Here is a 24,313-nt window from a genome sequence, read left to right as displayed (position 1 = left end):
GGGATATGATGAAGATAAAAAGGAAATGTAAAATGAGTCGCCTTAGCAATGTTTCTAATCCTTAATACGATGTATCAGTACAGAAAGAAAACAAAACTTTAATTTAACATAATTAGAAAAATAAGGATGAAGTCAAGTTTCCAAAATAAACTTTTTGCTTATAATGTTTTTGCAGAAATCAAAAGGAGTGTTTTTTATGATTGACCTAAAATATGGTGAAGGAAATGTATTAATCCCTAAAAATATCTCAGATTCATCTAATGAAATTCCTCTTCTTTCCAATGAAGATAGAGAATGTACGGTGACAGATAAACTAGTTAAGTTTTGCTGTACAATAGACATACCAAAATGCTTTGAATTTAAAAAAAATGAACCAATCAAGTTTTTTTATGATCCAACTTGTTTAAAACCGGTAATACAGTCACAATTAGAATGTATTCCATCAAAATGTGGGCCAGTTTGGGCAAATTGTTATTGTGCACAGATAATAGGTTGTATTCCTTATCTGGTCAATGTTCCTGTTGCAGTTAAAGAGTGCGGAGTGGATGTTGTTACAAATGAAGCTAATTGTAATGTGACTCAAATAAAGAATAATAAAATAGGATATATCTGTTGCAAGGGTGATCTTTGTGTGGATGAAACACTTGGAAAAAGTACTACTCCGCCTACAATTCCTAATCTAAACTGTGATAGTGTTAAGTTAATAGAGTTAGGTTATAATGATACACCTGTTACTGTTTGTAATAATAATTGTAGAACTTTAATTGTAAGTGGGACATTGCAATTACCAGACGCTATAATCAATAAACAAGAGTGTCCACCAGAACAGCCACAAACAACTCCTTCAAATTGTTGTGCCTATAATTAAAGTTGTAAATATATTAAAGCATGCTTAAATTATTTTTGACCAAAATCATGACCAAAATTTGACCAAAAAATGTTGAGAACTGTAGACATTCTATTTCAAATTTTAAATAATGAAGCACTGAAAAAGCCTTTGTTTTCAAGGGTTTTCAGTGCTCTACATTATTTATTTAAATTGAAAATTATGTTCCGCACACAAGTTCATCCTTGGGAACGCGAACAGTATATGTCCCAGTATTAATCAGATAAACCTTGATTTATTAGGGTTTTAGATTAGTATCTTGGTGGTCAAAATAAGTGAGAAACTGGAAGTAACTAGTTTGACCACTTTTTGACCACTAAAAATATTTTTAAAAAATTAAGACTTAAGTGAATTCATGTATTCTTCATAACCATCCACTGATGTATTTTCAAGCTTCTCAGATATATGAGAGTATACGTCCGATGTGATGGTTATATTTTTATGTCCGAGTCTTTCTTGAACAAACTTCATACTTGCACCTGATTCTAGAAGAAGGACAGCATGAGTATGTCTTAAACCATGAATTGGCATTTTTTCTAATCCAGCTTTCTTCAGAATGCGATTGAGTGCATTGAAGAGGGTAATATCATCTGACTTAATGTATTCTAACTTTTCTTTTTTCTTAGATTTAGCCCTTGGAATGGTTACCCCTTCACATGGGTTTTCTTCAATTTTTTTAAGAGGTTTTACTGCAGTAGCTAAAGCGTTGAACATTGTCCCGTGAATGATTTCAATTGTTCTTTTGCTGTATCCTTGGTCTGCTAAATAGCTAATGAATTTTTGATAACGTAAGGGTTTAATATCTTTTAGTTTAATCTTTAAAATAGGGAGAATTTTTGTATTAACATTTCGTTCGTGAAGAATGTAAATGTTTTTTCTAACATTTTCTTGTTTATATTGAGCGAGCCAATCTTTAAGATAATGCTTTAAAAGGATTTCTCCTCCGTTAATTTCTAAATCACCTATCAATCTTTGCTCTTCTTGTCTTGCAGCTAACTGTGCCTCTTTTTTTGTTTTAAATCCACTTTTGGAGACTTCGATTTGCTCTAGTGTTAAAGGGTCTTTATGTTTTATTCTGTATTGCTATGTAGTTCCTCTTTTTCTGAAACTAGCCATACTATTCCACCTTTCTTAGTAACATATCCCATTTTAGTACTTAGTTTGTCGAGGGACAATCAAAAAATTCAGACAAGTAAGTTTCTAGCATGTTGGAATAAATTTCTCCTCCTGACTCTAAATAAAATCCCCATTTTAAAGAGTTTTATATAGAACACATTCATAAAGTCACTCTGTTAATCAAGAGTGGCTTTTTTCTTTTCCTCTATAACTAGATGATGCATATCTATCCCTGATTTAAGCGAAAAGTACTCAACTTTCCACGCTTACATCACCTTATGTCTTCACTTACGAATCTCATAGGAAATTTGAACTTGAAAAAGATTAAAAGTCATTAAATGATCAAATAAACCCAATAATTCCTTATATTGGGTTTATGGAAAGGGGGGATATGGTAACATAATCAGTTTTTTGTCGTGGTTCGTCATGTTGGTATTGAAGGTCTTTTCAACACGAAGTGACATAATTTTTTAAGTGTAATACTCATACTTGACAAGAAAGAATGCAGCATATTTTCTTGTGAAAACAAAAAGGAGAGGTTATATTGAAAAAGAAGGTTTTTGCTTCAATGGTGTTGGGAGCTACTTTACTAGTATCATCTTCTGTCGTTTTTGCTAGTTCTTCAGATGAGGCTACACACGGAGAAGTAAACTTGGATGAAACAAGGGATTTAATGCAAGTCATGAAATTGACTAAAGAAAAAGCGGGTGGCGGTACTTGGTATCATGGTTTCGAAGGTGGGCAAACTAAATCCAATTACAATCATACTAAAAAGACTCACAAATCAAGTGCAGCGGCTGGCGGAGAAAGGTACTTTTCATCTAAATGGAAGAAAAAAGATGAAGGGTATACCTACGCTTCAGTGTATACAACACTTTGGGGAAATAGGGCTTTTTGGGATACGAAATAAAACAGACAATAACAAAGAGATCTCTAATCTATCTTCCGGTGCCGTCAAAACTTGAATATAAGGCACCGGATTTTTTTATGGAGGCTATCCAATGAAGAAAACGATCTATATATTGTTCATTCTATTTTTACTCTCAATGAACATATCCAGCTATCACTATACTCTGAATAAGCAAGTTTTTTATACTTTATTCTCTAATAAACAAACGTTAATTATTAATTACAACAAAGCACACTTTAAAAGTGATGATTTCATTAATAAAATAGCTGAATTTTCAAAAAATGAGAACGTGAATATTACTCAATACAATTTTTTAGACGAGAAGACCTTAAATATCTACGCTTCAAACCTTAAGAATGAACCTTCAATCAAAATAGGAGATAGGTTTATATCTAATTTCAATAAAAGAGCAAATAAATCAGATAAAAATTTGATTGGTACTATTGATTTCCCTTTATCAACATGGAAAATTAGATACTTCAATTTAAACCAAATAAACAACGTAGGGTTAGGAAATAGATTTTATATTTCATCCGAGGATGAAGATGTGATTGAACAAGCTAAAAAGCTATTCTCAGACTATGGCGATGTCAGTATAGAAGAAAACATCAGTTTAAATGACTCTGCTGTGTTCAGCACCGCATTACTCTTGTTAGCTTTGCTTTCCATGCTTATCTTATTTATTGGCATCCTTTATTTCGCAATTAAGAATCGCAAGCAACTTCTCTTACAGAAGCTATGGGGATATTCAAAAACCAAATCGCTGTTAACTTTCCCAAAAATGTTCTTAAAACCACTTGTTATGATTATAATTTGCGGTGCCCTTCTCATTGTAATTCTGGCTTTAATATTCAACCTAAACGACTGGTTATCAGTGTACGTTAAAATGTACATGCGAAATGCACTGATTGTGACATTCTCAATGATGATATACACAATTATTGTTACTATGATTTTATATAACAACAGCAATATAAACGCCACGATAAAAGGCGGCATACCATTTAAAAAGTTTCAATGGCTGTCATTGGTTTTTAAGTTAATTATAACAATCCTACTTTTTAATATTTTTGCTTCATCCCTCTCTAATTTGTTAGATTTAAAACAACGGCTAGACAATCAATCTTATTGGAATAAGACACAAACAGTTTATAAAACCAGTTTTGCTAATACAGGTTTAAACTACAGTGACTTAAAAATTGATAGAGAAAAAAACGAGAAGGTACGAAAGCTTTATCATGAATTAGAAAGACATAAAGATGCGTTTATAATGGATGCTCAAAACTATGGAATACTGAAAATGAATGGGAAAACTCCAGTTTATTTCTATACATTGAATACTACCAAAGAAAATGAAATTTATTCACCATCCGGAAGAAGTGTAACGATCAGTCCTAATTATTTAAAAGTAAACACCATTAAAGGAGTTAACGGAAAAACGATTACTGAAAAACAATTAACTCTCGATCAAAACACATTGAATTTACTTGTTCCAAAAAAATATGCTAAGTATAAAGAAAAAATCCTCAAAGCTTACAAAGATCAATTTTTCTTTGATAAGGTTGAAGTAGACAATATGTATAACAAAGAAATTCAGCATCCATTAAATACGCTGGAAAAAGATCAGTTGAAAATCAATATAATATTTACACAAAATAATCAAGAATACTTCACTTATAATAGTACGCTCGGCAACAATAAAAACAATATTGTTGATCCAATTGCAACTGTATTCACTGATAATGTTGATTCATCAGTTATAGGTGCATATGCAACCTCAAGTTTATTCTTTTCTGATGCCTCAAAAGGTATGGCATATGACCACATCATCCCTTACTTAGATAAAACAGATACAAAAGAGCTGATTGGTTCTGCGATATCAGTCTATCAAGAATTAAGCGACCAAATAGCACGAATTCAAAATCAGTTCATCCAGAATCTAATTGGATTAACAATAACACTCATATTGTCAGTAGCCTTCCTTATCTCTTATATATGGTCATACTACAGCGCAAATGCTTATCGACTTTACCTTAAAGAGATATTTGGATATTCATACTGGGCTAGAAATAAGAGCTTAATCATATTGTCGACTGTGTCTAACTGTCTGATAGGAATTTGCTTTAGTATTTATTATAAAATCTATGAATTAATTGGCTTGATTGTATTGTTCATTGGAATTGAGATGATTATTCTGTATTTCCTAAGCCTTTATTTGAACAGGAAAAACATGAATAAGATTTTAAAAGGAGACAGATTATGATCGAACTTAAAAGCATATCCAAAAGTTTTGATGGAAAATCAGTTCTTTCTAACTTTTCGATTCACATAGAGGAAAATGAATTTGTTTCTATTGTTGGCAAGAGCGGTTCTGGCAAAACCACTCTTCTAAATATAATCAGCCTCTTAGATTATCCAGATGAAGGCGAAGTTGTGATTTTAGGCTATGAAAATCCTAAATCTAAAGAGGTGATGAAGTTAAGGAGAGAGAATTTAGGATATATCTTTCAAAACTATGTGCTCATGGATAATGAAACTGTATTAACGAATTTATTGCTTTCCACAGCATACGCAAAAGACTTTGACAAAAACAAGCTATCTGAAGCTCTAGAGATGGTAGGCTTAGATAAAAGCTTTTTAAAGAAAAAGGTATACCAGTTGAGCGGTGGTGAGCAACAGCGTGTAGCAATAGCCAGGATTATTCTAAAACCCTGCGATATCATTCTGGCCGATGAACCGACAGGAAACCTCGATGAGTACAATAAGAACATTATTCTTTCTATTTTCCATCAGTTGAAAGAAATGGGGAAAACAATCATATGTGTAACGCATGATCCAGAAATAGCTAACTGCTCTGATAGAGTAATAAATCTTTCGTAAGGAGTTGTTCTTGATGAAACATATTACTTTTGCAATTTCTTCAAGTATCCTAATTATTATTACCGGTATTGTTCACAGGATTATTTTTAGACTATTTGGATTTTCATTTGATGAAGCGCTTGTCTTCTGGGGCGGGTTTGTAGTTGTTTATTTTGTTTTAGCTTTGATTGCTTCCTTACTCTTTAGAAATGTTGGTTCTAGTAGCAGGAGATATCAGGCGTAACTCAAACTGGTCATTAAACATATATACCTTATCTTGAATACATCCTACATATAAAGGATCCTGTATATGTATCATAGTTGGTATATCAGCCACTATAGGCCAGAGAGTTCCCTCACATACTCTCTGGCTTTTCTTCTAAGACAAACCTCAAGTGAAAAACATCACCGCCTGTTTTATTTTCCATCACAACTTTGATGAAACTTTCCGAATTTAAAAGCGTATAGTCTTGGAGAATCATTACATAGCCCATAGGAGGTAATACAATGAGTGAGTTTTGGGAGAGCAGTGAATATGATCCTTTTAGGTTAAAAGACATCAGTGATAATGAAATAAAGAATGTTGAAAAAAAGTTAAACTTAACTTTGCCTGATCAATATAAGAAATTGATCATTCAACAAAATGGTGGATTGATTAATTTTAATGCATTCCCAACAGATCAGGAAACATCTTGGGCTGACGACCACATTGAAGTTGATCATATAAGAGGAATAGGAAAGGATTTAGGTATATTAGAGAGTGAATACCTAATAAAAGAGTGGGGTTTACCACAAAGATTATTATTAATACAAGGGGATGGACACAATTGGGTTGCATTAGATTATCGCCTAACTAATGAAAATCCACCTGTTCATTACTTTGACCTTGAATTAAATAATGACTTTAAGATTGCAGTTTCATTTGATGAATTTTTATCAAAGCTATACACACATGATTATGAAGAAGTTCAAGACGAAAATTTAGATTTTGATAAAATTCCTAGCATTGATCCAAATGATCCAGATGCTATTCAGAAGGAAGAAGTCGAAAAAATTCTTGCTAATAAGAACCCTATGGAGATTCATAGGATTTCTCTTTTTCCAATCCAAAGTGTTGAAGACCTAGAATGGTTGCTGAACATTATTAAACATAATTCCTTAGGGGCACAAGGTGACATGGCTTTTGAATTGGCTGACGTATTGATGTCAGTTGTTTCATCATACTCACACCAAATAAAGTCAAATAATTTAAAAACTGTCGTACAAGAAGCTGCTCAAGAGTTAATAAAGTCTAAAAATGAAGATACTGAGATTATACTAGATCAACTTAAAGGATTTTTGTAAAATAAGTATCATTTTCCTATTATTGTTTATTTTAACGTCGTTTGTACTGGAATGGAAGTGTGTTAAAAATCCTAAAGAAAAGAGGGATTTAATGAAAAGCTATCAGAAGATTTTTGAGTTGCTTCTGCTGCTAACTTTTGTATTGCCGAACTTTACTGAAGCGCAGTCAATTGAACAGCCGGTTTAACCTGGAACAGAAGTTCAAGGATCAGATGAAAATCCGGTTGATTCCGAGTATGAAGAGTATGAGGATGACTTTAACTACGAAGAGGATACATACGAAGATTACTCTGATGTTTCGGAAGATTCGTATTATGATAATTTAGCAGATGCTCTTGTTTATGAAGATTTATTAGAGGACGGAGCTACGTAAGAAGAAATCATTGAAGACGAAAATGTTCCTGATAGTGATTTTGAAGAGAATGTTGTAACTCCGACTGAAAGCGCCACTGAACCAGAAACTGATGATGTAGGGGAAGACGAATCTTATCATGCTCAATGGGCTTGGTTAATTCCACCTGCAATTGCTGTTGTCAGTCGGGTCGGAGGTAAGCTTCTAGTTAAGCAAACGTTAAAGTCAACTACAAAGAAAATTGCAGTCAGAAATGGTAAGCTTGCAGGAAAGAAGCACTCTAAGACTGGTGTGAAATTTAATTATAAAGGCTTTCCTGTTTTCGCATTAAAATACAATTATAATCTCCCTATGAGTCTAATTAAATCTTCAAATGGTACACAATTTAAGAATGCAAACGCATCTTTGAAGAAGGCAATTAATACTTGGGAGCATGCGGAAAAATTCAATAAGTATCAGATTCAAGACATTAAAAATGGGAAAACTCCACGAGGGTATATATGGCACCACACGAAAATACAGGCAGATTGCAATTAGTAAATAGAACTATACATGAAAAAACCTGACATACAGATGGTAAATCTATCTGGGGTTTTCTGTAAATTATTCCTCTCCTCTATTTAGAGGAGGGGTTTTTTATATCACATGCTAAAAAAGAAAGCCACAAGGGGCTTTCAAAATTAACGTTTACAAGCATAGTTGTCATGATCCCTGTCCATTTTAGATTGGTAAGCAGGGTGCGAGCTAGGTACTCCATTCGGATATTTCTTTCTTAACTCTGTACAATTTTTAAACGTTTCTGTTTCTCCAGTTGACGCTGAAGATGCTTCGTTTTCAGTAGTAGTCGAAGTTTCACTTGATGCCTTTGGAGTAGTAGACTGTTTAGCTGCCGGTTTAGATGTTGTTTCTTTTTTAACTGCAGTGTTTTTCTCTTTCACACAGTCATTAAATCCTCGGTCAGTCACAAAACTATTCTTGCTCCAGATTGAAAGTTTCTCTGATTTGCCTCTTGCTCATCTTTCCTGAATTGGTCTATGTATTTCGTATTTGGCTCATAAACATATGCAACTCTCCTTCTTTCAATAATGTCTCTTGAACAGACTTGCCATCGACATAAACTAAGCTAACAGTCTTCCGTATTTATCTCGGTGGTCACCTTTATCAAATTCCATCCGTCGCTAACTAATTCTTTGTTTCGTTTAGATGCATCCTCGCCATATGGTTGAACACAAGAATCTGGCTTTTTACTCTCAGGAGTGTCTACGAGTAAGTAACGTACTGTATCAACGTTCCCGTTGTATTTAACCTTAATCGTATCTCCATCAACAACCTTGTCTAAGGTTACATCCACTAATTCCTTTTTGTCTTTAGAATCGGATTTGTCAGCTGTTTTTTCTTTAGTAGCTTCCTTTTGTTTAGCATCCTAAGAAACTTGTTGTGTTTCTTTAGATTCGTACTACTTTTTTCAGTATCATTTGAGCCGCAGACAGCCAATGATAAACTCAAAGTGAATGTAGCAAAGCCTAATATTACTTTCTTCAGCTTCATTTCCTCTTTAGAATTTTTGTTCTCTATCTATATCGGTAGAACATGAATAATTACAATCCGGGATCCAATTATTGTGAATTTAATTTTTCCTTAACATGTTCTTTTTTCAGTCTATGTTTGATCAGGTCATGTTAAAATTTTACTGAATTTATAGTCAAAGGGGAACGTGCTTATGATAGGAGTTAAAGTTGAAAAATCAAAAGAAAACTTAGTAATCAATTGGCAATTATCCAAAATTGAAATTCCAATCAAAGAAATTAACGAGATGTATTCCTTGATCCAAACTATGGGGGAGAGGAAAAAAGTGCGGTAAGGATTGGGTTTCCTTATGGCTCTACGGATAGGGTAGTGATTAAAACAGCAAATAACACTTATATTTTGTTCACTACTAACGCTGCTTCAATCATGAATAAAATTGTTAATGCTTAAAGTATTTAAGTATCGTTTACCATGTATTCTGCGATAATAATATCATTTATATATGGGGTGATTTATTTGACTAACTTTGTTCATAAGACTGTAAACGGTTTGAAAAGTCTCTTAGATGAAAAAGGAGCCATTAAATTATTTTGTCCTGAAGGATATATCATGGAGTTCCTCGTTACATTTTCACAGGACAAAGCAACCCAGAATGACATTCAAAGCTTTGCGGCTAAACACCAGCTTACCCTTCCAGATGATTATCAGAAGTTTATTACATTACATAATGGTGCGAAAATTTTTCAGATACTTGCTGATGGGGAGAATATAGGTGGAGGACTTTATTTATTTAGCCTTGAAGAGATTGAAGAAGAATTAAAATATGAGGATTTGTTTGAAGGCATAAATGGCATCCCAATTGGTCACTTATTAGAAGGTTGCCATTTGATGATTGACAAAGATATATTGGATAAAGGTGATCCCAACTATCTCTTTATATTTCAAATGGGTGAGTATACACCTTTAAATTTAAACTTTGAGATATTTCTAGATCGGTATATACTCTCCAATGGGGAAGCTTTTTGGGAATGGCGCTACTATACCGCAGAAAATTATTATAGAACAAGATAGCACTATGTATAAGGCAGTCAACTTTAGCTGTCATTTCTGTTATTGAAATAGATTTGTGGTAAAATTTACATAGAATGAGCTAGGAAGGAGAATGATATGAAGGTTTTTGAAGCTGAATCTTTACTCTCTGAAGCGGATAAAAGAACCAAAGAGTACAAGGAACTAAGGTCACAAATGGTGAAGCTCAGAAAAGCGTTTAAAGACGTAGCTGACCTGGATGACAGCGAGTTTTCAGGTAAGGGTGCTGACAACATTAAAGCATTTTATCATGATCATGCCGGCGTAACAGACCAATGGATTGATTTAATTGACATGAAAATTGCTTTCTTAAGCAGCGTTTCTGCAAAGCTTGAAGACGCCAAGATGTCTGATGCTTACATAGAAGAATCTTTTTTAGAACATGAGCTAGTGAATGCATACACAAAATCAAAATCTATTATGTCTGAACAGAAAAAAGCAATGAAAGAAATATTAAACGACATCAATGACATCCTTCCTCTTGAAATATTCTCAACAGAAGACTTCAAAGACAAACTTTCTTCTACAGATGACAAACGTGAAAAAACAATCGATAAGCTAAACAAACTTGATGAGGATTTAAAAACTGAGTACGCTGAGACTGAGCCAAACGAACAATTTATTCAGCAAGATTTTAAAAAGATGCAGGAATCAACAGGGAAAGGGAAAAACGCTACTCCGATTCACTATAATGCAAAAGCATATAGAGAAAGTGACATACATAAGAAAAAAGGTGATATTGAGAAGCATTCTGAATCTTACTTAAGTGTTAAGAACGAAGAAGCAAAAGAACGTGAAATCAAGGAATTAAAGAAAAAACTTAATGACGGTGTGTCTGATCCTGATGAATACTTAGAGATTGCTAAGAAAGTAGGCTACGAGAATTTGGAGCCGGCTCAAGTTCAGCTTGCAGTGCAAATTGAACAAGCAAAGCAGCTAGAAGGAACAGGAGAAATCACCTGGGACATCGTAAAAGGTGTAGGAGTAGGCTTATATGATGTTGGCAAAGACACTGTAACCGGCATATGGGATTTCATCACCGATCCGGGAGAAACACTCTCAGCACTGGGGAATGCAGTTATTCATCCAGTGAAAACATATGACGCTATTTCAGCAGCAATAGAAGAGTCATATCAAAAAGATATGGTGAATGGGGATGCCTATTCTAGATCAAGGTGGGTAACCTATGCTGTTGGTTCAGTGGCTGTAGCTGTTTTTGGAACCAAAGGTGCAGGAGCCATTAACAAAGCTGATGCAGCAGGCAAGGTAATAAATAAAGCTAGTCAAGCAGGGAAGAAAATGAAGGACGTCAAGATTCCAGATTTGCTGCCTTATAACCCTAAGTACGATCTTGCTATGGCAGGGGACGTGCCATACAATGTAGTGGATGGAGAAAACTTAAAAAATCAGCTAATGAGTTTTGCTAAAGGGTCAGATAAAGAAGTAAAACCTTTCGATGTCGTTGATTATAGACCAAGTAACAGTCCTTTAGAGAATCATCATGGTGTAATGGATGTATGGGCCAAACATAATGTTCCGAATTATGTGAGTAGAGGTAGTAATACGCCAACAGTAGCTTTAACTAAGGAGCAGCACAATGCTACCAAGAAAGTTTATAGAGAATGGTTGTACGAAAAAACAGGGAAAAAGGTTGGCGGTAAAGTAAATTGGAAAGAAGTATCACCTAGGGAAATACAAGAACTTACTGAGAAGATGTTTGATGCTGCTAATGTTCCTAAAGAAGCGAGACAGCAATATTATAACGCATTTAATCAATACAACTTTAGAAAGTAGGTGCGGACTTGAGCATTGATATGTTAATCAAGAAGATTGCTTCCACATCAGACTGTCGGCTGTTTGAAGCTGATGGTCTCCCAGTAATAGACGAGAAGCATCAACTACCAAAAGATATTAGTGGATTTTATGAACAATGTGGTGGAGCAGTTTTATATGAAAATGCAGATTACCCAATATACATAGTACGACCAGCTGAGTTTGAATTGGCTAATCCCATTATTGTTGGGGAGCTCTGTGAAGAAGACATTTCATCCGAGTGGTATATTGTTTGCACTGATGGAAAAGGTGAATACCTAACAATTGACTTAAACGAAGAGCGCAAAGGAAAATGCTATGACAGCTTTTTTGATCGACACGGAATAGTCGGCGAAACACAAGTGATAGCAAGTTCATTTACTGATTTAATACAACGACTGCTTGAGAATAAGGGTAAACATTGGTATTGGTTAAGGGATGATTATATATCACTAGGCGATGCATATGATGGCGTAGAAATTGAATAATCTATTAAACAAAAGTATTGCAATTGTTCATTGCTAAAGATGTGCAATGCGGAGGGTATTAAAATGAGCTTCACTAAGATCGAACAAAAGTTGAAAGAGTTTACGATAGATGCTGAAACAAACCCTAGCATTAATACAAATGAACAACTTAAAGAGCTTGAAAAAAATATAGGCAATCAATTACCTTCAGATTATAAGGACTTTTTGAAGAAATATGGAGGATGTTATCTAGGAAGTAAAAAAACAACAGATGAGATTGAGTATGACGTTTGCTATAAACCTATAGAGAAAGACCCTTGGATGGGTAAGGACGTTAATACACAATTGTTAGAAGGTTTTTATGATTTAGCGAACGATCATAACAGTCTTCAGAAAGCAATCGATACATATTCTGATCGCTTTCCTAGAAATATTATTCCTATTGCAAGTTCCGCAGGTGGGAATGAAATATGCATGGATATCGATAATGAAATGATATTGTTTTGGGATCATGAATTAAGTTATCCCAATAAAGACTTTTTCCTGATTGCCAATTCGTTTGAGGAGTTTATCTTAAGTTTAGTTGATGAACCAATTGAATCTGATAAAGAAGATGATGGAATTCTCTACGTTAAATTAGATGATGATTTATTAAACTGTTAAGTAAAAGTATTGCAAATAAGACCGAAACTTATTGAATCTGAGCTCATATGATATACATTAAGGTATCAAGGTTATTGATGGGGATGATACTGAAAAGGAGTGAGATTCATGGGAGGATTTTATTTCTTTGGTGGTTTGATTTTAGCTTTTCTAATAGGTGTTGGTTTATTATCTCTTGGTGCTTATATGCTTTGGATACTTATAAAGATACGCTAGGTTTGATGGAAGCTGGGATCTGATTTTTAAAAAAGCTATTTGCTTAACCTCACTTTTTGTAAGTTGGAAATATTCTTATTCTTGAGAAGCTGTACTGTAGGCTTAGTTGAAGATAGGGCTGCTGATACGATTAACACAATAGCAAAGTATTGTTGCTTGTCGAACCAATATCCTCAATCTAAATAAAATAATGGTTTTATCCATAAAACAAAAGTCTGGAAATTAGGGATGGAGAGATTGTTTCAGCACAAGCCCTAGATAATAAAATTTACGCAATTACGAGTGATGAAGAGAATATGTCCATCATCTCAATTAATCCAAAAACGAACAAGCAGGAAAAGAAGGCCTCCATTCCAAATAAGACTGTTTATTTCACAGATGCTAAAGATGCATTCCAAACTTTTGATAAAAGAACATTTATGTTAATTATTAATGATAATGTAAATGAAAAAGAAGCTTCAAAAATACTATTGATTGATAAGGAGACATTAAAAACAAAAAAAGAAGTTATAATGGAGAATGGATTCATCCCAACAAAATTAAAAAGAATAAATGATGAGATCGTTGCTGTCTCATACAATGGAAAAGTTAGCTTTTTTGATGAAAATCTAAATAAGAAAAAATCTTTCGAATTCTATGCAGGCAATAATGAAATGTTATTGAATGATATTAAATTTGATGATAGTAACATGTACGTCCTTATCAAAGGGTTTGACATGCAAAAAGAGAATGTCTTAGGGGAAATAACCTCCTATGACTTAAAATCAGGGAAAAAGGTTAACACAACACCATTAAAAGCGAAAAAAGAATGGGAAATTGCACGTTTTGAATTATTGCATAATGAATAAGATTAGGAGGATATCTCATTTGGGTGGTCCTGCATTTTTAATACTACTAGTACTGCCGGCTGTATCATTTATCTTAGGGATAATAGGATACTTTATTTTCAAAAGAGTATGGGTAACAACCTTGATTATATTTGTACTTTCTTTAGTTTTTATGCTAATTGAAATAGGGTTAGAGCCGACTTTTTTAATCTGGGTGACTATCATGACAGTTGTATGTTTTATATCTGGAATTCTAACTAAATCCATTGCAACTTTAATTAGAGGATGATAGCAGAAGCGAAGCGTTGCGATAACTTTGACAGCATATTTGTCGTACATTTCTTTCGTTGAAACCCTAAGTAATATGGCAACTTGATTTGCTCCTAATTAACCCCCTTTTATAAGGGGGTTTTATTTATTACCAACATTCACATCGAACTCTTGTTCCTATTTATATTGAATAAGGAACATTTGTTCTGTTAATATTAGATCGATAAAGGAGTGAGTCGATATGCTTAGAGATCGAGGAACAATTAAATATACGTCAAATATGCTTCCAGAACATTTAACACAGCTTAAACAAGATTTGATTGATACATCAAAAATTGGAAAGCCATCCTTAGATGACCAACAAATTGAAGAGATAGATCTTCTCGTCTCTGAGGCACTTGAATTTAATAAAGAGTTGAAATTCAAACTCTTTAACAATGGATTCGTTGAAAATGTCACCGGCAGAGTCCGTTACATTAATTTTGAACAACACAGGCTTCATGTAAAAGACCAGAATGACAATACAGTTTATATCAACATGAATAACATCATAGGAGTTACATACAATGATTGATTACTCACAATTTTCACGAAAGAATATACTTTGTGTCGATATGAAATCGTTTTATGCTTCTGTATAGGCTGTAACAATGGGGCTTAATCCTTTAACATGTTATCTTGCCGTTGTAGGGAATACGGAGAGACAGGGAAGTGTAGTATTAGCTGCATCTCCTGCACTTAAAAAAGATTTTGGAATCAAAACAGGATCGAGACTATTTGAGATACCTGAAGATCCAAGAATACACATTGTAAATCCGCAAATGAAGCTTTTCATCAGAGTTTCAACTGAGATTACAAAGCTGTTTTACAGATTTGTGCCAGAAAAATGTGTTCATACGTATTCAATTGATGAATCTTTTTTAGATGCAGGAAAAGAAGATCCTGAAGAAATGGCCAAAGCAATTCAAAGCAGTATGTGGAGAGAGTTCGGTTTGATGTGTACTGTAGGCATTGGAGACAATATGTTGCTAAGTAAGCTTGCGCTTGACCTGGAAAGTAAGAAAACGAAGAGTGGTATTGCACGTTGGAGATATGAAGATGTGCCAAATAAACTCTGGAATGTTCATCCGTTGTCAAAAATGTGGTGGATAGGAGGGAGGATGGAAAGAAATTTGAATCGGATGGGAATATCAACAGTAGGTCAGTTAGCCAAATTTCCTTTAGAGTTGCTTGAAAAGAAGTTCGGAATAATGAGAAACCAGTTGTATTATCATGCACATGGAATCGATTTATCTGAAATAGGAGCTCCATTGATGCAAGGTCAGATTAGTTTTGGTAAGAGTCAGATTTTACTGAGGGATTATACAAGAACAGAAGAGATTAAGGCTGTTCTTCTGGAGATTTGTGAGGAAGTCGCGAGGAGGGCACGTACACATAATAAAGTTGGTCGGACAATCAGCCTGGGAATTGGTTACAGTAAAGATGAGCTTGGTGGTGGATTTACCGAGCCAAAACAATTGATTTTCCCACAAATATCACGATGTATATTTATAGATGCTGCTTGATGCTTTTTAGTTCTATACAGGCAGAACAGTGAGAAGCATTTCAGTTACTTTATCCAATATTGAGGAGGATGTTATCAGCAGTTAAGCCTGTTTGAAAAAGACAATGAAAAAAATGAGAAAGCTTGGATTTGTAATGGATGGGATAAGAAGTAAGTACGGTTCAAAGACCATATTAAGGGCTGTTTCTTATACGCCTGCAGGGACGGCATTATATAGAGATGGCCTTACTGGTGGGCATAAGTCATAACAAAAAGCGACTAAAAATATAATCGCTTTTTGTTATCATTTAGTTAAGAAACTAATTCATATAAATTTAAAAAGTATAGAATTGTTTCTCTAATTTGCTCCTCAGTTTCACTATAGGGAATGTCAACAACTGGTAATCCTATTTTCCAACAATGTGTTCTTTTAATCCAATCTCGTTTTTTTCTAACTTTAAAACCTTTATAACCACCAAAGAATTCTGACCTCAAGGGTCTATAATGTTGAATGCCATTAAACTCAATTACAAATAAAGGATAGTTGTTCTGCAAAATAACAAAATCTAATCGTAAATCTTGCTTGTGCCCAAAACGTTTAAGAGACAATTCCCTTATAAATTCAATTTTGAGTGAGGATAGCAATTCCGTGATATATTTCTCTCCGTTGGAGCCGTTTTTATTTTCACATCTAGGGCATGTTTCTCCATTTTTAACCTTTATTGGCTGAATAAACCATTCGTGGCCTTTGTGACATAGGTGCATCCCTCTTGTCCTCATACTCTTATATGGACCAATAAACGTAACATCTGGTCTGTTATCAGTAAGATATGTAATATACTTTTGATGATTACGGGATATTTCGGTATTTAAATCTTCTCGCCAAATATAAGAACTCCAAATATACTCTTTACTGTTATCTTTATTAATAATGTATGCTTTTTAGAAACCTTCGGCCCAATTTTTTCTTTATAAGATCAATCTGATTTATATAACTTTTTAATTCAAATGCTCCGGTAGAGTTTTTTTTGAAGAATCCTAAAGAGTCATAGTGGTCTTTGTATAGAATTATAACTTGTCCATGAAATTTCATATAAATCGCCCTATTTAAGTATATCAAGAATCTTAATACTGTGGAAAGTGGTGGAAATAAAAAAGCCCTTTTCTTTAGTTCTTAATTTAAGAAGTGGAGAACGAAAAAAATACCCTCCTCAATTAAGAGGAGGGTAGGGGTTTTATCTCGGTGAATCATAATCCATTGCTTGTTCACTATCAGAAATTCCTTGAGTTTTGGGTCAATCACAATTCCCATTGCAGTTAAAAAAGTTAGAAGTGCATTAAATTTCTCTGTCAAATTGTCACCAAATACCATCAAGTCGTATCCAAATGCAGAGGCAATTGCTTGTACGAATAAAAGCGTTGCAGAGAAAATCGTAACAAGAAATGTTTTCTTTTTAAGTCTTACTTTCCAGTTAATTTTAGTCATTAAATCGTCTCCTGTTCATTTTATTTGAGGCCAAAATGTATGAGTAACCATGCACCGATAATAGTGGCAATTACACTTGGTAGCACCTTGAATACAAGGTCTTTAGTAAACTGTGAGGGATCAATTTTACAAGTAGAATCAGAGCGTTCCAATATTTCAACTCGATTGTCCAGTTTTTCATACGATTTGCTTAGATTTTTTAAACTGTTACTCATTTCGTTAAGAGTACTAAACTGTTCTCTTGATTGTGCTTGAGAGTCTTTATTAATTTCGACTTGTTGCTCAACCAGTGTAGCAATACGACCGATAACATTTGTTCTTTCTTCAAGGGAGTCAACCTTGTTATCAGTGTGTTTAGCTTTTTCTTCTAGCGCACTTAGTCTTGAAATAGTGCTTTGCTCAAAGTTATCCATTTGTCACCAACCTTTAATGAATATAGAAAGGTGACATTACATCACCTCCTAAATTAAGAGGATATTCGATGATATGTATAGATCAGCAACATTCTCCGAGATAATTGAATATAATTAGATTTTTGATCCGAACTGTCCTGAGATGTATCCACGTTTACCTCTATAGATAACTTCCCAATAACCTTTTGAGTTGTTTTTACCTTTAACTGAACCAGAGATTAAAATAGTGCTTCCAAGCTTGACTGTACCAATATTTTTAGAGCTATTTCGATCAGGCTTGTCCATTACAATTGCTGCACTTGATACACCAACAATTTTGATTTTTCCCACGGATTTAATAGATGAGGAACTTGAAGAAGTTGATGTTGTTTTAGGGGAAGGTGAAGAGGTTTTAACTGATCCTGTAACATCAACATATTTGTCAGAAGCAGTGATGTAATATGTAGCACCTTTAGAGTTCTTAACTTTGTATTGATACGCTGATCCAACTTTAACTTTCTCTACAATTGTAGGGAATCCAATACCTTTATTTACTGTGCCGACAACATCTTTATCTTCCCAAGATGGTTTTGAATAGAAACGAAGACCGTTAACTTTTGATTTAAGTGAACCACTTGCTGCTGATGAAGAGGAAGGGGAGGGGGTTGTTGGTTTAGTTGGAGAAGCTTTTGAAACAGATTTGCCTGACATTTTTGCCTTTACTCGATTTTTAAAGTCTGCAAATTTTTGGCCGTTAGATACCCATGGTGCAGGGCAATTCTTATGAGTGATGTCATAATGACGAACAATATCAATAATAGGATCTAAACCAAACTTATTACATAATTCAACGAATACATCCTCAGTTCTTTCAACTGTATCTGAATGGAATGAACCGTCTTTTTCAAGGCACATTTCAACTCCAATAGATAAAAAGTTAGCGTTAGGTTTCAGCGCAGCAACTCCTCGATAAGGATTTCCGGCACTATCTCTTTGCTGAATATCATTTGCATGGTAAGCTACTTCATTTAACGGAATGATACAAATTGCTTCTGTTTTATCAACGAAAATGTGAGCTGACGCATAAACTTGTGCATTGCTGAAGTATCTTCGATGATTATCTGCGCCGGCGCCCGGATTGGCTGTGTAATGAACAACTAATTTCTTAACACCATTTAACTTTAAACCAGGTCGAGTATACTTGTTTACTGGAATATAATTATTTGTATAAGTTGGCAAAAAACATCTCTCTTTTGTAAAATTTGAACAAAAAAAGAGAGAAGGGGATTGACCCAATCTCTCATTTAGAAAACTTTCTATATTCGATTTAAATACATAAAAACACATTGCTGTTTAAATAAATTCCGTAGTATAATTTTACCATCACGCCACGGAGGTAAGGGGAATGGACTTTGTAAGAGTAGAGGTTGAGCGAAGACGGATGACTCCAAAACGATGGATTCCTCGTTTGTTTATGTTTACTGTTGGTTTAGTGATTTTTTAATAAGTTTTATCTTAATTATCTCTATAATCGGTATCCTGCCGGGATTGGGTCTGGGTTCACTCAGCGTCTTTCTTATCTTTGGAGCCTTTTTTGGAGGAGAGCGTCTAGAGTGTCCGCAATGTGAATTTAAAAACAACTTTGTAATGTACGGAAAACACAATGTAACTTGTCGTAAATGTAAGCAGAATATAGCGATAGATTGGAAGAAGCCTCGTTCTTAGCGGATGAGGTTTTATTTTATTCGTAATAAAACCTTAGAAATACTAAACGCATGTTCTTGTTATCTATGTCTTTCAAGTATGTATTTTGATAAAATCTATATTTTATCTAGGACATAAACACCTCCTTAATATCGAAATACTAGTTGCATATTCGTTTCAGACTTAGCATTAGTTACACCTTGTTGACTAATATCTTCATTACTGTTATGTGAGGTACTCTTTCTTAGTTCCAGTAAAGATTCAGTGAGAGTTTGTAGCTGTTAACAAAAAAGATAGAAGGTGGAACCTCCTATCTTTTTATCCTCGCTATTCTTACGAACTCGCCAATTAAAGAGCCAACAATGAAAATAGCCAGTGGAATCACAGTAAACTTCTTCCCCAGTACCCCCATGTAAACGAAATAGCACGCACATAAAACAAGGAACAAAAGGATATATCTTTTTATTGGCCTATTAATAACTGTTGTTTTTTCTTGTTGCATATTTTCACCTCGTTTTTATGTCCGACAACTTGCCGGATTGGTCTGCTTCCAAAGAATTTAGCGCTGTCTGCTGTTCTTAGGATTTTCTTTCTTGACGAGTCTTCATAGAATTTTGTTCTATTGACATAAGAATATGCATTACATTTAAAGGCATAACGATACTGGAATACCGTATAATATGCAGTTGTTTGTGTACCTGCTAAAAATGATACAATACTTAGTATGACATTGTAAGGTGCTTTTGAGACTGCGGCGATTGCTGTGGTAGCAACACCAATTGAAACTCCCTTCAAATTGTATTTACCCATGTATTTTCCACCTTGTGGAATCATCATAGTTGATGCATTTGAGGGTGATAAAATTCCATCTTCTTGCTTGATCAGATTAAAATCAAGTTCATTGTTCTTATATAGAGTATTCGTCTCAGTGTGATATACAAATTTTGTTTTCGCACCATTTTCATCAGTAACATCAACCTTGTTCACTGCAGGATCAGTGAAGTCGTAAGAACTACGTGTACTTTTCTCCATTAATTTCAAGCTCTTCTTTACCCTCAATATCACTTGATACTTGAGCAGATGTATCCAACATTTCATTACTTACTGCTTTGGCTTTAAATTCTGGCATAACACCTACAACTAAAGCGCTAATCAGAAACAATAGTAAAGTAGCCCTCAATTTCTTCAAATAATCACACTTCCTATTATATTATTTAATTCACATTAAAAACAAAAAGAAAACGCTTTCACATTATATTATTTAATTCACATTAAAAACAAAAAGAAAACGCTTTCATATTCAATATTTATTTCATTATATTATAAAGAATGGGATTTAATATCTCTGTGTCTTTTGCGTACTATTCTCTTTTTTCTAAACTTAAAGAAGGAAAAATCCTTTTCTTCATAAAGATTGAGCGAGTAATTAAGACTATTTCTTTAGAAATAATTCTGATACTTGAAACATTTTAGTTTTATGGAATCTCCCAAACTATGGTAAAATTCTGTGTGTTGAATGCAGAAAAAGGAGAATGACATGAGGTATTTGAAGCTGATTCTTTGCTCTCTGAAGCGGATAAAAGAACCAAGGAGTACAAGGGAACTAAGGTCACAAGTGGATAAGCTCAGAAAAGCATTTAAAGCAGTAGCTGATCCGGATGACAGCGAGTTTTCTGGTAAAGGTGCTGATAACATCAAAGCCTTCTATCACGACCATGTAGGCGTCACTGACCAATGGATGATCTAATTGATATGAAAATTGCGTTATTAAGCAGCGTATCTGCAAAACTTGAAGAGGCAAAGATGTCTGATGCTTACATTGAAGAATCTTTTTAAGAACATGAACTGAACCAACGCCTATAAATCAAAATCCATTATGTCTGAAAAAAAGAAGGCCATGAAAGATATTCTGAATGACATCTTATCTCTTGAAATTTACTCAACAGAAGATTTCAAAGGCAAACTTTCTTCTGCAGATGACAAACGTAAAAAAACAATTGATAAGCTGAACAAGCTTGATGAGGATTTAATAACAGAATACGTTGAAACAGAGCCTAACGAACAATTCATTCAGCAAGATTTTATAAAGCTGCAGAATCAACAGGGAAAGGGAAAAACGCCACTCCGATTCGCTATAATGCAAAAGCATAAAGTGACATACATAAGAAAAAAGGTGATATTGAAAAGCATTCTGAATCTTACTTTAGCGTTAAGAAAGAAGAAGCAAAAGAACGTGAAATCAAAGAATTAAATAAAAAACTTATAATAATCCATCCATACGATTACATGAAAAATTAGGTTTCATGAAAGAGGGACAACTAAGAAAGATCATTTTCACTAAAGGTGCCTATTATGATGGTATTTGCTTTGGGATGACAAGAGAAGAATTTAAACTGAATCATGGATAATATCACTTGTACATCGATAAAGTTCTGCGTTCCAATAAAATAATGGTGTTATCCATAAAACAAAAGTTTGCAAATTAGGGAGAGAACATGCTTAATGCAGGTTCTTTTTTTATTTAATTATCAAATCATTTGAATAATTGTCGATATTTAACATGTGTAAAGACGGAAAGGGTGCTCTAAGATTATAAAAAGTTCTGAAAGGATTGTGGTTATCAGTGGTAAATGTAAACTCAAGTGATCTTATTTATGATCCAAAATTCTTAGCATTTTGCAGTTTGGCTACTGAAGGGTATGGAGGGAATAATCCAACTCCTTCATCCATTAGTTTTAGTGAATTCTGTGAAAAATGAGGTCGTTGAACCTGAGAATAAAAAAAGCTCACTTGACATAAATAAGTCTTTAGATTATTGGAAATCAATTTTATGGTGGAGGTAGTCTTTCTGCAAAGGATTTCTTTCTGCAATGGATTTGAAGGTATTAGATATTATTAAAAAAGCTTACAACTTAGGCATGGTTAACAAAGATAACATGTTACTACGTAACGAAGCAATTAGTGCTTACAAGAACTCAATTTGAATATGAAAATAGTGCTCTTTTAATTATTGAATTTATTTTCTTGTAAATGCTCCTCATGTTCTCTGATGTTTGCTATTTCTTGTTTGAATACCAATTGCTATGACCGCAGATTGAGCTGGTGTATAAAGAGGAAGAAGGGTATGAACTCTTTCCTTTTTATATTGTATTATTGATAATAGCTAAAACAGTTTTTATGCCAGTATCGTTGCGTGTTGCCCCCTCAAACACTCCTCATCAAACAGTTGTATTTGTATATGGAACTTCCCAAATAATCTGTTGATGAAAGTGTTATTTCCTCTTCTTGAAAAACCCTTCTTTCTTTTCTGTTTTTAATTTAATAATTACTATACTATTTTTCCGCTTGACTTTTTTACTGTAGCCTTTTAAAGTATGGAATGTTGTTTAGACTATATTTTACGACTTGATACTGAAATTAAAGGTGGCTACTTAGATGAAACAAAATGGAAATCCTTGGGCGCTATTGCCGCTAGTCTTATTTGTAGGCCTTTTTGTCGGCTCTGGTGTATTGACTGGAGATTTCTATAAATTGCCGATATTGATTGCGGCAATTATAGCATCAGCTTTCGCGCTTTCATTTAACCAGAAGCAATCTCTCAATCAGAAAATAGAATGGTTTGCTTCCGGGGCGGGACATCCTGATATTATTATTATGGTTATCATTTTTATATTAGCGGGTGCTTTTGCTTCTGCAGCTGAGACGATGGGAGCGGTACACTCAACCGTCAACCTTGCTTTGAGCATTATTCCGAAGCAGTTTATACTGCCAGGGCTTTTTATCATTGCTTGTTTTATTTCTGTTTCGATGGGAACATCGATGGGGACGATTGCCGCAGTTGCTCCAATTAGCGCCGGTTTGAGCGGAGAACTTGGCTTGCCTACTGCAATCGCTATTGCAGCTGTTGTCGGCGGAGCTATGTTTGGAGATAATCTTTCTTTTATTTCGGACACCACCATCGCGGCAGTACGGTCACAAAAAACACAAATGATGGATAAATTTAAAACGAATTTTTTGATCGTTTTGCCTGCTGCTATCATAACTATCATTTTATTATTTTTTATCCCGACAGGACACGTAGGACATACCGGGGCTGAATCTTACAGCTGGTTTAAAGTACTTCCTTATGTTGCCGTGTTAGTCTTTGCGTTAATTGGTTTTAATGTGGTGGCTGTCATTTTTGGGGGATTGATCTTAACAGGAATTATAGGGTTTGCAAGCGGCAGCTTGACGCTTGAGTCTTATTTTAAAGCAATTACGGATGGAATTGCCGGAATGTCTGATCTTATCATCCTTTCAATGTTAATTGGCGGAATGGTCGGCGTCATGAAACAAAACGGAGGGATTGACTTTTTGGTGGGATTCATTTCCAAAAAGATCAATTCGAAAAAAGGTGCTGAAGCCGGTATTGCCGGATTGGTCAGTGTTACTAACCTAGCTACTGCCAATAATACGATTGCTATTATTGCAGCCGGACCGATAGCCAAAAATATCTCTGATGAATTTAAAATCGACAATAGAAAGTCGGCAAGTATCTTAGATATCTTTTCCTGCGTGGTACAAGGCTTAATTCCTTATGGCGCGCAGATGTTATCGGCCGGGAAGTTTGGGAATATTTCACCTGTCAGCATCTTGCATTACTCTTTCTATCCTGTTTTAATCGGGATCTGCGGCATCATAGCAATTATATTCGGACTGCCAAAATTCACAAGAAATGAGGAATGAATATAAAAAAAGGTACCAAACGGTACCTTTTTATTTTTTACCAAAATTTGCAAAAGAATATAGAAATGATAAAAAAGGAAGATAGAGAGTGTAATGAAACCAAGCTTTCACAAGGGTCTTAATGC

The 24,313-nt window shown here is 34.4% G+C and carries 21 protein-coding genes and 7 pseudogenes; 20 read left to right on the top strand and 8 right to left on the bottom strand.

The window, feature by feature from the left end:
• Nucleotides 1-196 precede the first annotated feature (196 nt).
• Complete coding sequence (locus tag AU387_RS11465; protein WP_059335724.1) at nucleotides 197-868, top strand: hypothetical protein; 672 nt, start codon at nucleotides 197-199, stop codon at nucleotides 866-868.
• 354 nt (nucleotides 869-1,222) lie between these two features.
• On the opposite strand, the gene AU387_RS11460 is transcribed toward AU387_RS11465, so the two are convergent.
• Nucleotides 1,223-1,960: a tyrosine-type recombinase/integrase gene (locus tag AU387_RS11460; RefSeq protein WP_232460812.1), complete on the bottom strand. Its 738-nt coding sequence runs from the start codon at nucleotides 1,958-1,960 to the stop codon at nucleotides 1,223-1,225.
• Nucleotides 1,961-2,546: 586 nt separating this feature from the next.
• Between AU387_RS11460 and AU387_RS11455 the strand changes: the two genes are divergently transcribed.
• The 6 genes from AU387_RS11455 to AU387_RS22075 all read left to right on the top strand — a co-directional run bounded on the left by AU387_RS11455 (nucleotide 2,547) and on the right by AU387_RS22075 (nucleotide 8,004).
• Nucleotides 2,547-2,912, top strand: coding sequence for a lactococcin 972 family bacteriocin (locus AU387_RS11455; RefSeq protein WP_059292721.1), 366 nt, complete (start codon nucleotides 2,547-2,549; stop codon nucleotides 2,910-2,912).
• Nucleotides 2,913-3,003: 91 nt separating this feature from the next.
• Nucleotides 3,004-5,175, top strand: a complete 2,172-nt coding sequence (locus AU387_RS11450; RefSeq protein WP_059335723.1) for a DUF1430 domain-containing protein — start codon at nucleotides 3,004-3,006, stop codon at nucleotides 5,173-5,175.
• Nucleotides 5,172-5,792 (top strand): ATP-binding cassette domain-containing protein, encoded by a 621-nt coding sequence (locus tag AU387_RS11445; protein ID WP_059335722.1) that lies wholly within the window; start codon nucleotides 5,172-5,174, stop codon nucleotides 5,790-5,792. Before AU387_RS11450 ends, AU387_RS11445 begins: the two co-directional genes overlap by 4 nt.
• A gap of 13 nt (nucleotides 5,793-5,805) precedes the next feature.
• Nucleotides 5,806-6,015 carry a bacteriocin-like WGxF protein gene (locus AU387_RS11440; RefSeq protein WP_059335721.1) on the top strand — a complete coding sequence of 70 codons (210 nt, stop codon included), beginning with the start codon at nucleotides 5,806-5,808 and terminating at the stop codon, nucleotides 6,013-6,015.
• Between the two features lie 263 nt (nucleotides 6,016-6,278).
• Nucleotides 6,279-7,115, top strand: coding sequence for an SMI1/KNR4 family protein (locus tag AU387_RS11435; protein ID WP_059335720.1), 837 nt, complete (start codon nucleotides 6,279-6,281; stop codon nucleotides 7,113-7,115).
• 703 nt (nucleotides 7,116-7,818) lie between these two features.
• Nucleotides 7,819-8,004: an HNH endonuclease gene (locus AU387_RS22075; RefSeq protein ID WP_232460811.1), complete on the top strand. Its 186-nt coding sequence runs from the start codon at nucleotides 7,819-7,821 to the stop codon at nucleotides 8,002-8,004.
• Between the two features lie 143 nt (nucleotides 8,005-8,147).
• Here the strand turns inward: AU387_RS22075 and AU387_RS11425 are convergent.
• Nucleotides 8,148-9,009 (bottom strand): annotated as a pseudogene (locus AU387_RS11425) (thermonuclease family protein).
• Between the two features lie 178 nt (nucleotides 9,010-9,187).
• Here AU387_RS11425 and AU387_RS11420 point away from each other — a divergent pair.
• From AU387_RS11420 to AU387_RS11380, 9 genes and pseudogenes are all read left to right on the top strand, one after another.
• Nucleotides 9,188-9,444, top strand: a pseudogene (locus tag AU387_RS11420) (SunI/YnzG family protein).
• Nucleotides 9,445-9,510: 66 nt separating this feature from the next.
• A complete protein-coding gene (locus AU387_RS11415) occupies nucleotides 9,511-10,065 on the top strand; it encodes an SMI1/KNR4 family protein (RefSeq protein WP_059335719.1) in 555 nt (184 codons plus the stop codon).
• Between the two features lie 96 nt (nucleotides 10,066-10,161).
• Nucleotides 10,162-11,877: a ribonuclease YeeF family protein gene (locus AU387_RS11410; RefSeq protein WP_059335718.1), complete on the top strand. Its 1,716-nt coding sequence runs from the start codon at nucleotides 10,162-10,164 to the stop codon at nucleotides 11,875-11,877.
• Between the two features lie 8 nt (nucleotides 11,878-11,885).
• Nucleotides 11,886-12,383 carry an SMI1/KNR4 family protein gene (locus tag AU387_RS11405; RefSeq protein ID WP_059335717.1) on the top strand — a complete coding sequence of 166 codons (498 nt, stop codon included), beginning with the start codon at nucleotides 11,886-11,888 and terminating at the stop codon, nucleotides 12,381-12,383.
• Nucleotides 12,384-12,446: 63 nt separating this feature from the next.
• The gene (locus AU387_RS11400; RefSeq protein ID WP_059335716.1) at nucleotides 12,447-13,025 is read left to right on the top strand and encodes an SMI1/KNR4 family protein; all 579 of its coding nucleotides are present in this window, start codon (nucleotides 12,447-12,449) and stop codon (nucleotides 13,023-13,025) included.
• A 512-nt stretch (nucleotides 13,026-13,537) separates the two neighbouring features.
• Entirely contained in the window at nucleotides 13,538-14,089 is a 552-nt protein-coding gene (locus tag AU387_RS11395; protein WP_059335715.1) for an eIF2A family protein, read from the top strand.
• 19 nt (nucleotides 14,090-14,108) lie between these two features.
• Nucleotides 14,109-14,357 carry a DUF2651 family protein gene (locus tag AU387_RS11390; protein ID WP_232460785.1) on the top strand — a complete coding sequence of 83 codons (249 nt, stop codon included), beginning with the start codon at nucleotides 14,109-14,111 and terminating at the stop codon, nucleotides 14,355-14,357.
• Nucleotides 14,358-14,579: 222 nt separating this feature from the next.
• On the top strand, nucleotides 14,580-14,912 hold the full coding sequence (locus tag AU387_RS11385) for a YolD-like family protein (protein WP_059335714.1): 333 nt from the start codon (nucleotides 14,580-14,582) through the stop codon (nucleotides 14,910-14,912).
• Nucleotides 14,905-16,150: pseudogene (locus tag AU387_RS11380) on the top strand (Y-family DNA polymerase). The gene AU387_RS11385 and the pseudogene AU387_RS11380 overlap by 8 nt, the downstream one beginning before the upstream one ends.
• A 43-nt stretch (nucleotides 16,151-16,193) precedes the next feature.
• Here the strand turns inward: AU387_RS11380 and AU387_RS22070 are convergent.
• From AU387_RS22070 to AU387_RS22065, 6 genes and pseudogenes are all read right to left on the bottom strand, one after another.
• Complete coding sequence (locus AU387_RS22070) at nucleotides 16,194-16,661, bottom strand: DUF2726 domain-containing protein (protein ID WP_241495294.1); 468 nt, start codon at nucleotides 16,659-16,661, stop codon at nucleotides 16,194-16,196.
• 455 nt (nucleotides 16,662-17,116) lie between these two features.
• A pseudogene (locus AU387_RS11370) lies at nucleotides 17,117-17,367 on the bottom strand (phage holin).
• A gap of 20 nt (nucleotides 17,368-17,387) precedes the next feature.
• The gene (locus tag AU387_RS11365) at nucleotides 17,388-17,780 is read right to left on the bottom strand and encodes a hypothetical protein (RefSeq protein ID WP_059335713.1); all 393 of its coding nucleotides are present in this window, start codon (nucleotides 17,778-17,780) and stop codon (nucleotides 17,388-17,390) included.
• A gap of 114 nt (nucleotides 17,781-17,894) precedes the next feature.
• Nucleotides 17,895-18,998 carry an N-acetylmuramoyl-L-alanine amidase BlyA gene (gene blyA, locus AU387_RS11360; RefSeq protein WP_059335712.1) on the bottom strand — a complete coding sequence of 368 codons (1,104 nt, stop codon included), beginning with the start codon at nucleotides 18,996-18,998 and terminating at the stop codon, nucleotides 17,895-17,897.
• Between the two features lie 927 nt (nucleotides 18,999-19,925).
• Nucleotides 19,926-20,495, bottom strand: coding sequence for a hypothetical protein (locus AU387_RS11355; protein WP_232460783.1), 570 nt, complete (start codon nucleotides 20,493-20,495; stop codon nucleotides 19,926-19,928).
• On the bottom strand, nucleotides 20,476-20,652 hold the full coding sequence (locus AU387_RS22065) for a hypothetical protein (protein ID WP_227492934.1): 177 nt from the start codon (nucleotides 20,650-20,652) through the stop codon (nucleotides 20,476-20,478). The genes AU387_RS11355 and AU387_RS22065 overlap by 20 nt, the downstream gene beginning before the upstream one ends.
• A gap of 327 nt (nucleotides 20,653-20,979) precedes the next feature.
• Here AU387_RS22065 and AU387_RS22060 point away from each other — a divergent pair.
• From AU387_RS22060 to AU387_RS11340, 4 genes and pseudogenes are all read left to right on the top strand, one after another.
• Nucleotides 20,980-21,714, top strand: a pseudogene (locus AU387_RS22060) (T7SS effector LXG polymorphic toxin).
• Between the two features lie 7 nt (nucleotides 21,715-21,721).
• A pseudogene (locus AU387_RS21260) lies at nucleotides 21,722-21,871 on the top strand (GNAT family N-acetyltransferase); the annotation flags it as partial.
• Between the two features lie 215 nt (nucleotides 21,872-22,086).
• Nucleotides 22,087-22,447: pseudogene (locus AU387_RS22055) on the top strand (hypothetical protein).
• 451 nt (nucleotides 22,448-22,898) lie between these two features.
• On the top strand, nucleotides 22,899-24,188 hold the full coding sequence (locus tag AU387_RS11340) for a Na+/H+ antiporter NhaC family protein (protein WP_059335711.1): 1,290 nt from the start codon (nucleotides 22,899-22,901) through the stop codon (nucleotides 24,186-24,188).
• The last annotated feature ends 125 nt before the right edge of the window (nucleotides 24,189-24,313 follow it).

Origin of the sequence: Bacillus halotolerans, assembly GCF_001517105.1 — a bacterium.
In the GTDB taxonomy this organism is placed as follows: domain Bacteria; phylum Bacillota; class Bacilli; order Bacillales; family Bacillaceae; genus Bacillus; species Bacillus halotolerans.
This window is presented reverse-complemented; position numbering and strand designations above follow the sequence as displayed.

Coding starts and splice junctions, on each gene's coding strand:
- AU387_RS11465 (WP_059335724.1), top strand. CDS start 197: ATGATTGACCTAAAATATGGTGAAGGAAATGTATTAATCCCTAAAAAT.
- AU387_RS11450 (WP_059335723.1), top strand. CDS start 3,004: ATGAAGAAAACGATCTATATATTGTTCATTCTATTTTTACTCTCAATG.
- AU387_RS11445 (WP_059335722.1), top strand. CDS start 5,172: ATGATCGAACTTAAAAGCATATCCAAAAGTTTTGATGGAAAATCAGTT.
- AU387_RS11440 (WP_059335721.1), top strand. CDS start 5,806: ATGAAACATATTACTTTTGCAATTTCTTCAAGTATCCTAATTATTATT.
- AU387_RS11435 (WP_059335720.1), top strand. CDS start 6,279: ATGAGTGAGTTTTGGGAGAGCAGTGAATATGATCCTTTTAGGTTAAAA.
- AU387_RS22075 (WP_232460811.1), top strand. CDS start 7,819: ATGAGTCTAATTAAATCTTCAAATGGTACACAATTTAAGAATGCAAAC.
- AU387_RS11410 (WP_059335718.1), top strand. CDS start 10,162: ATGAAGGTTTTTGAAGCTGAATCTTTACTCTCTGAAGCGGATAAAAGA.
- AU387_RS11400 (WP_059335716.1), top strand. CDS start 12,447: ATGAGCTTCACTAAGATCGAACAAAAGTTGAAAGAGTTTACGATAGAT.
- AU387_RS11395 (WP_059335715.1), top strand. CDS start 13,538: ATGTCCATCATCTCAATTAATCCAAAAACGAACAAGCAGGAAAAGAAG.
- AU387_RS11385 (WP_059335714.1), top strand. CDS start 14,580: ATGCTTAGAGATCGAGGAACAATTAAATATACGTCAAATATGCTTCCA.
- AU387_RS22070 (WP_241495294.1), bottom strand. CDS start 16,661: ATGAGGACAAGAGGGATGCACCTATGTCACAAAGGCCACGAATGGTTT.
- AU387_RS11365 (WP_059335713.1), bottom strand. CDS start 17,780: ATGGATAACTTTGAGCAAAGCACTATTTCAAGACTAAGTGCGCTAGAA.
- AU387_RS11355 (WP_232460783.1), bottom strand. CDS start 20,495: ATGGAGAAAAGTACACGTAGTTCTTACGACTTCACTGATCCTGCAGTG.
- AU387_RS11340 (WP_059335711.1), top strand. CDS start 22,899: ATGAAACAAAATGGAAATCCTTGGGCGCTATTGCCGCTAGTCTTATTT.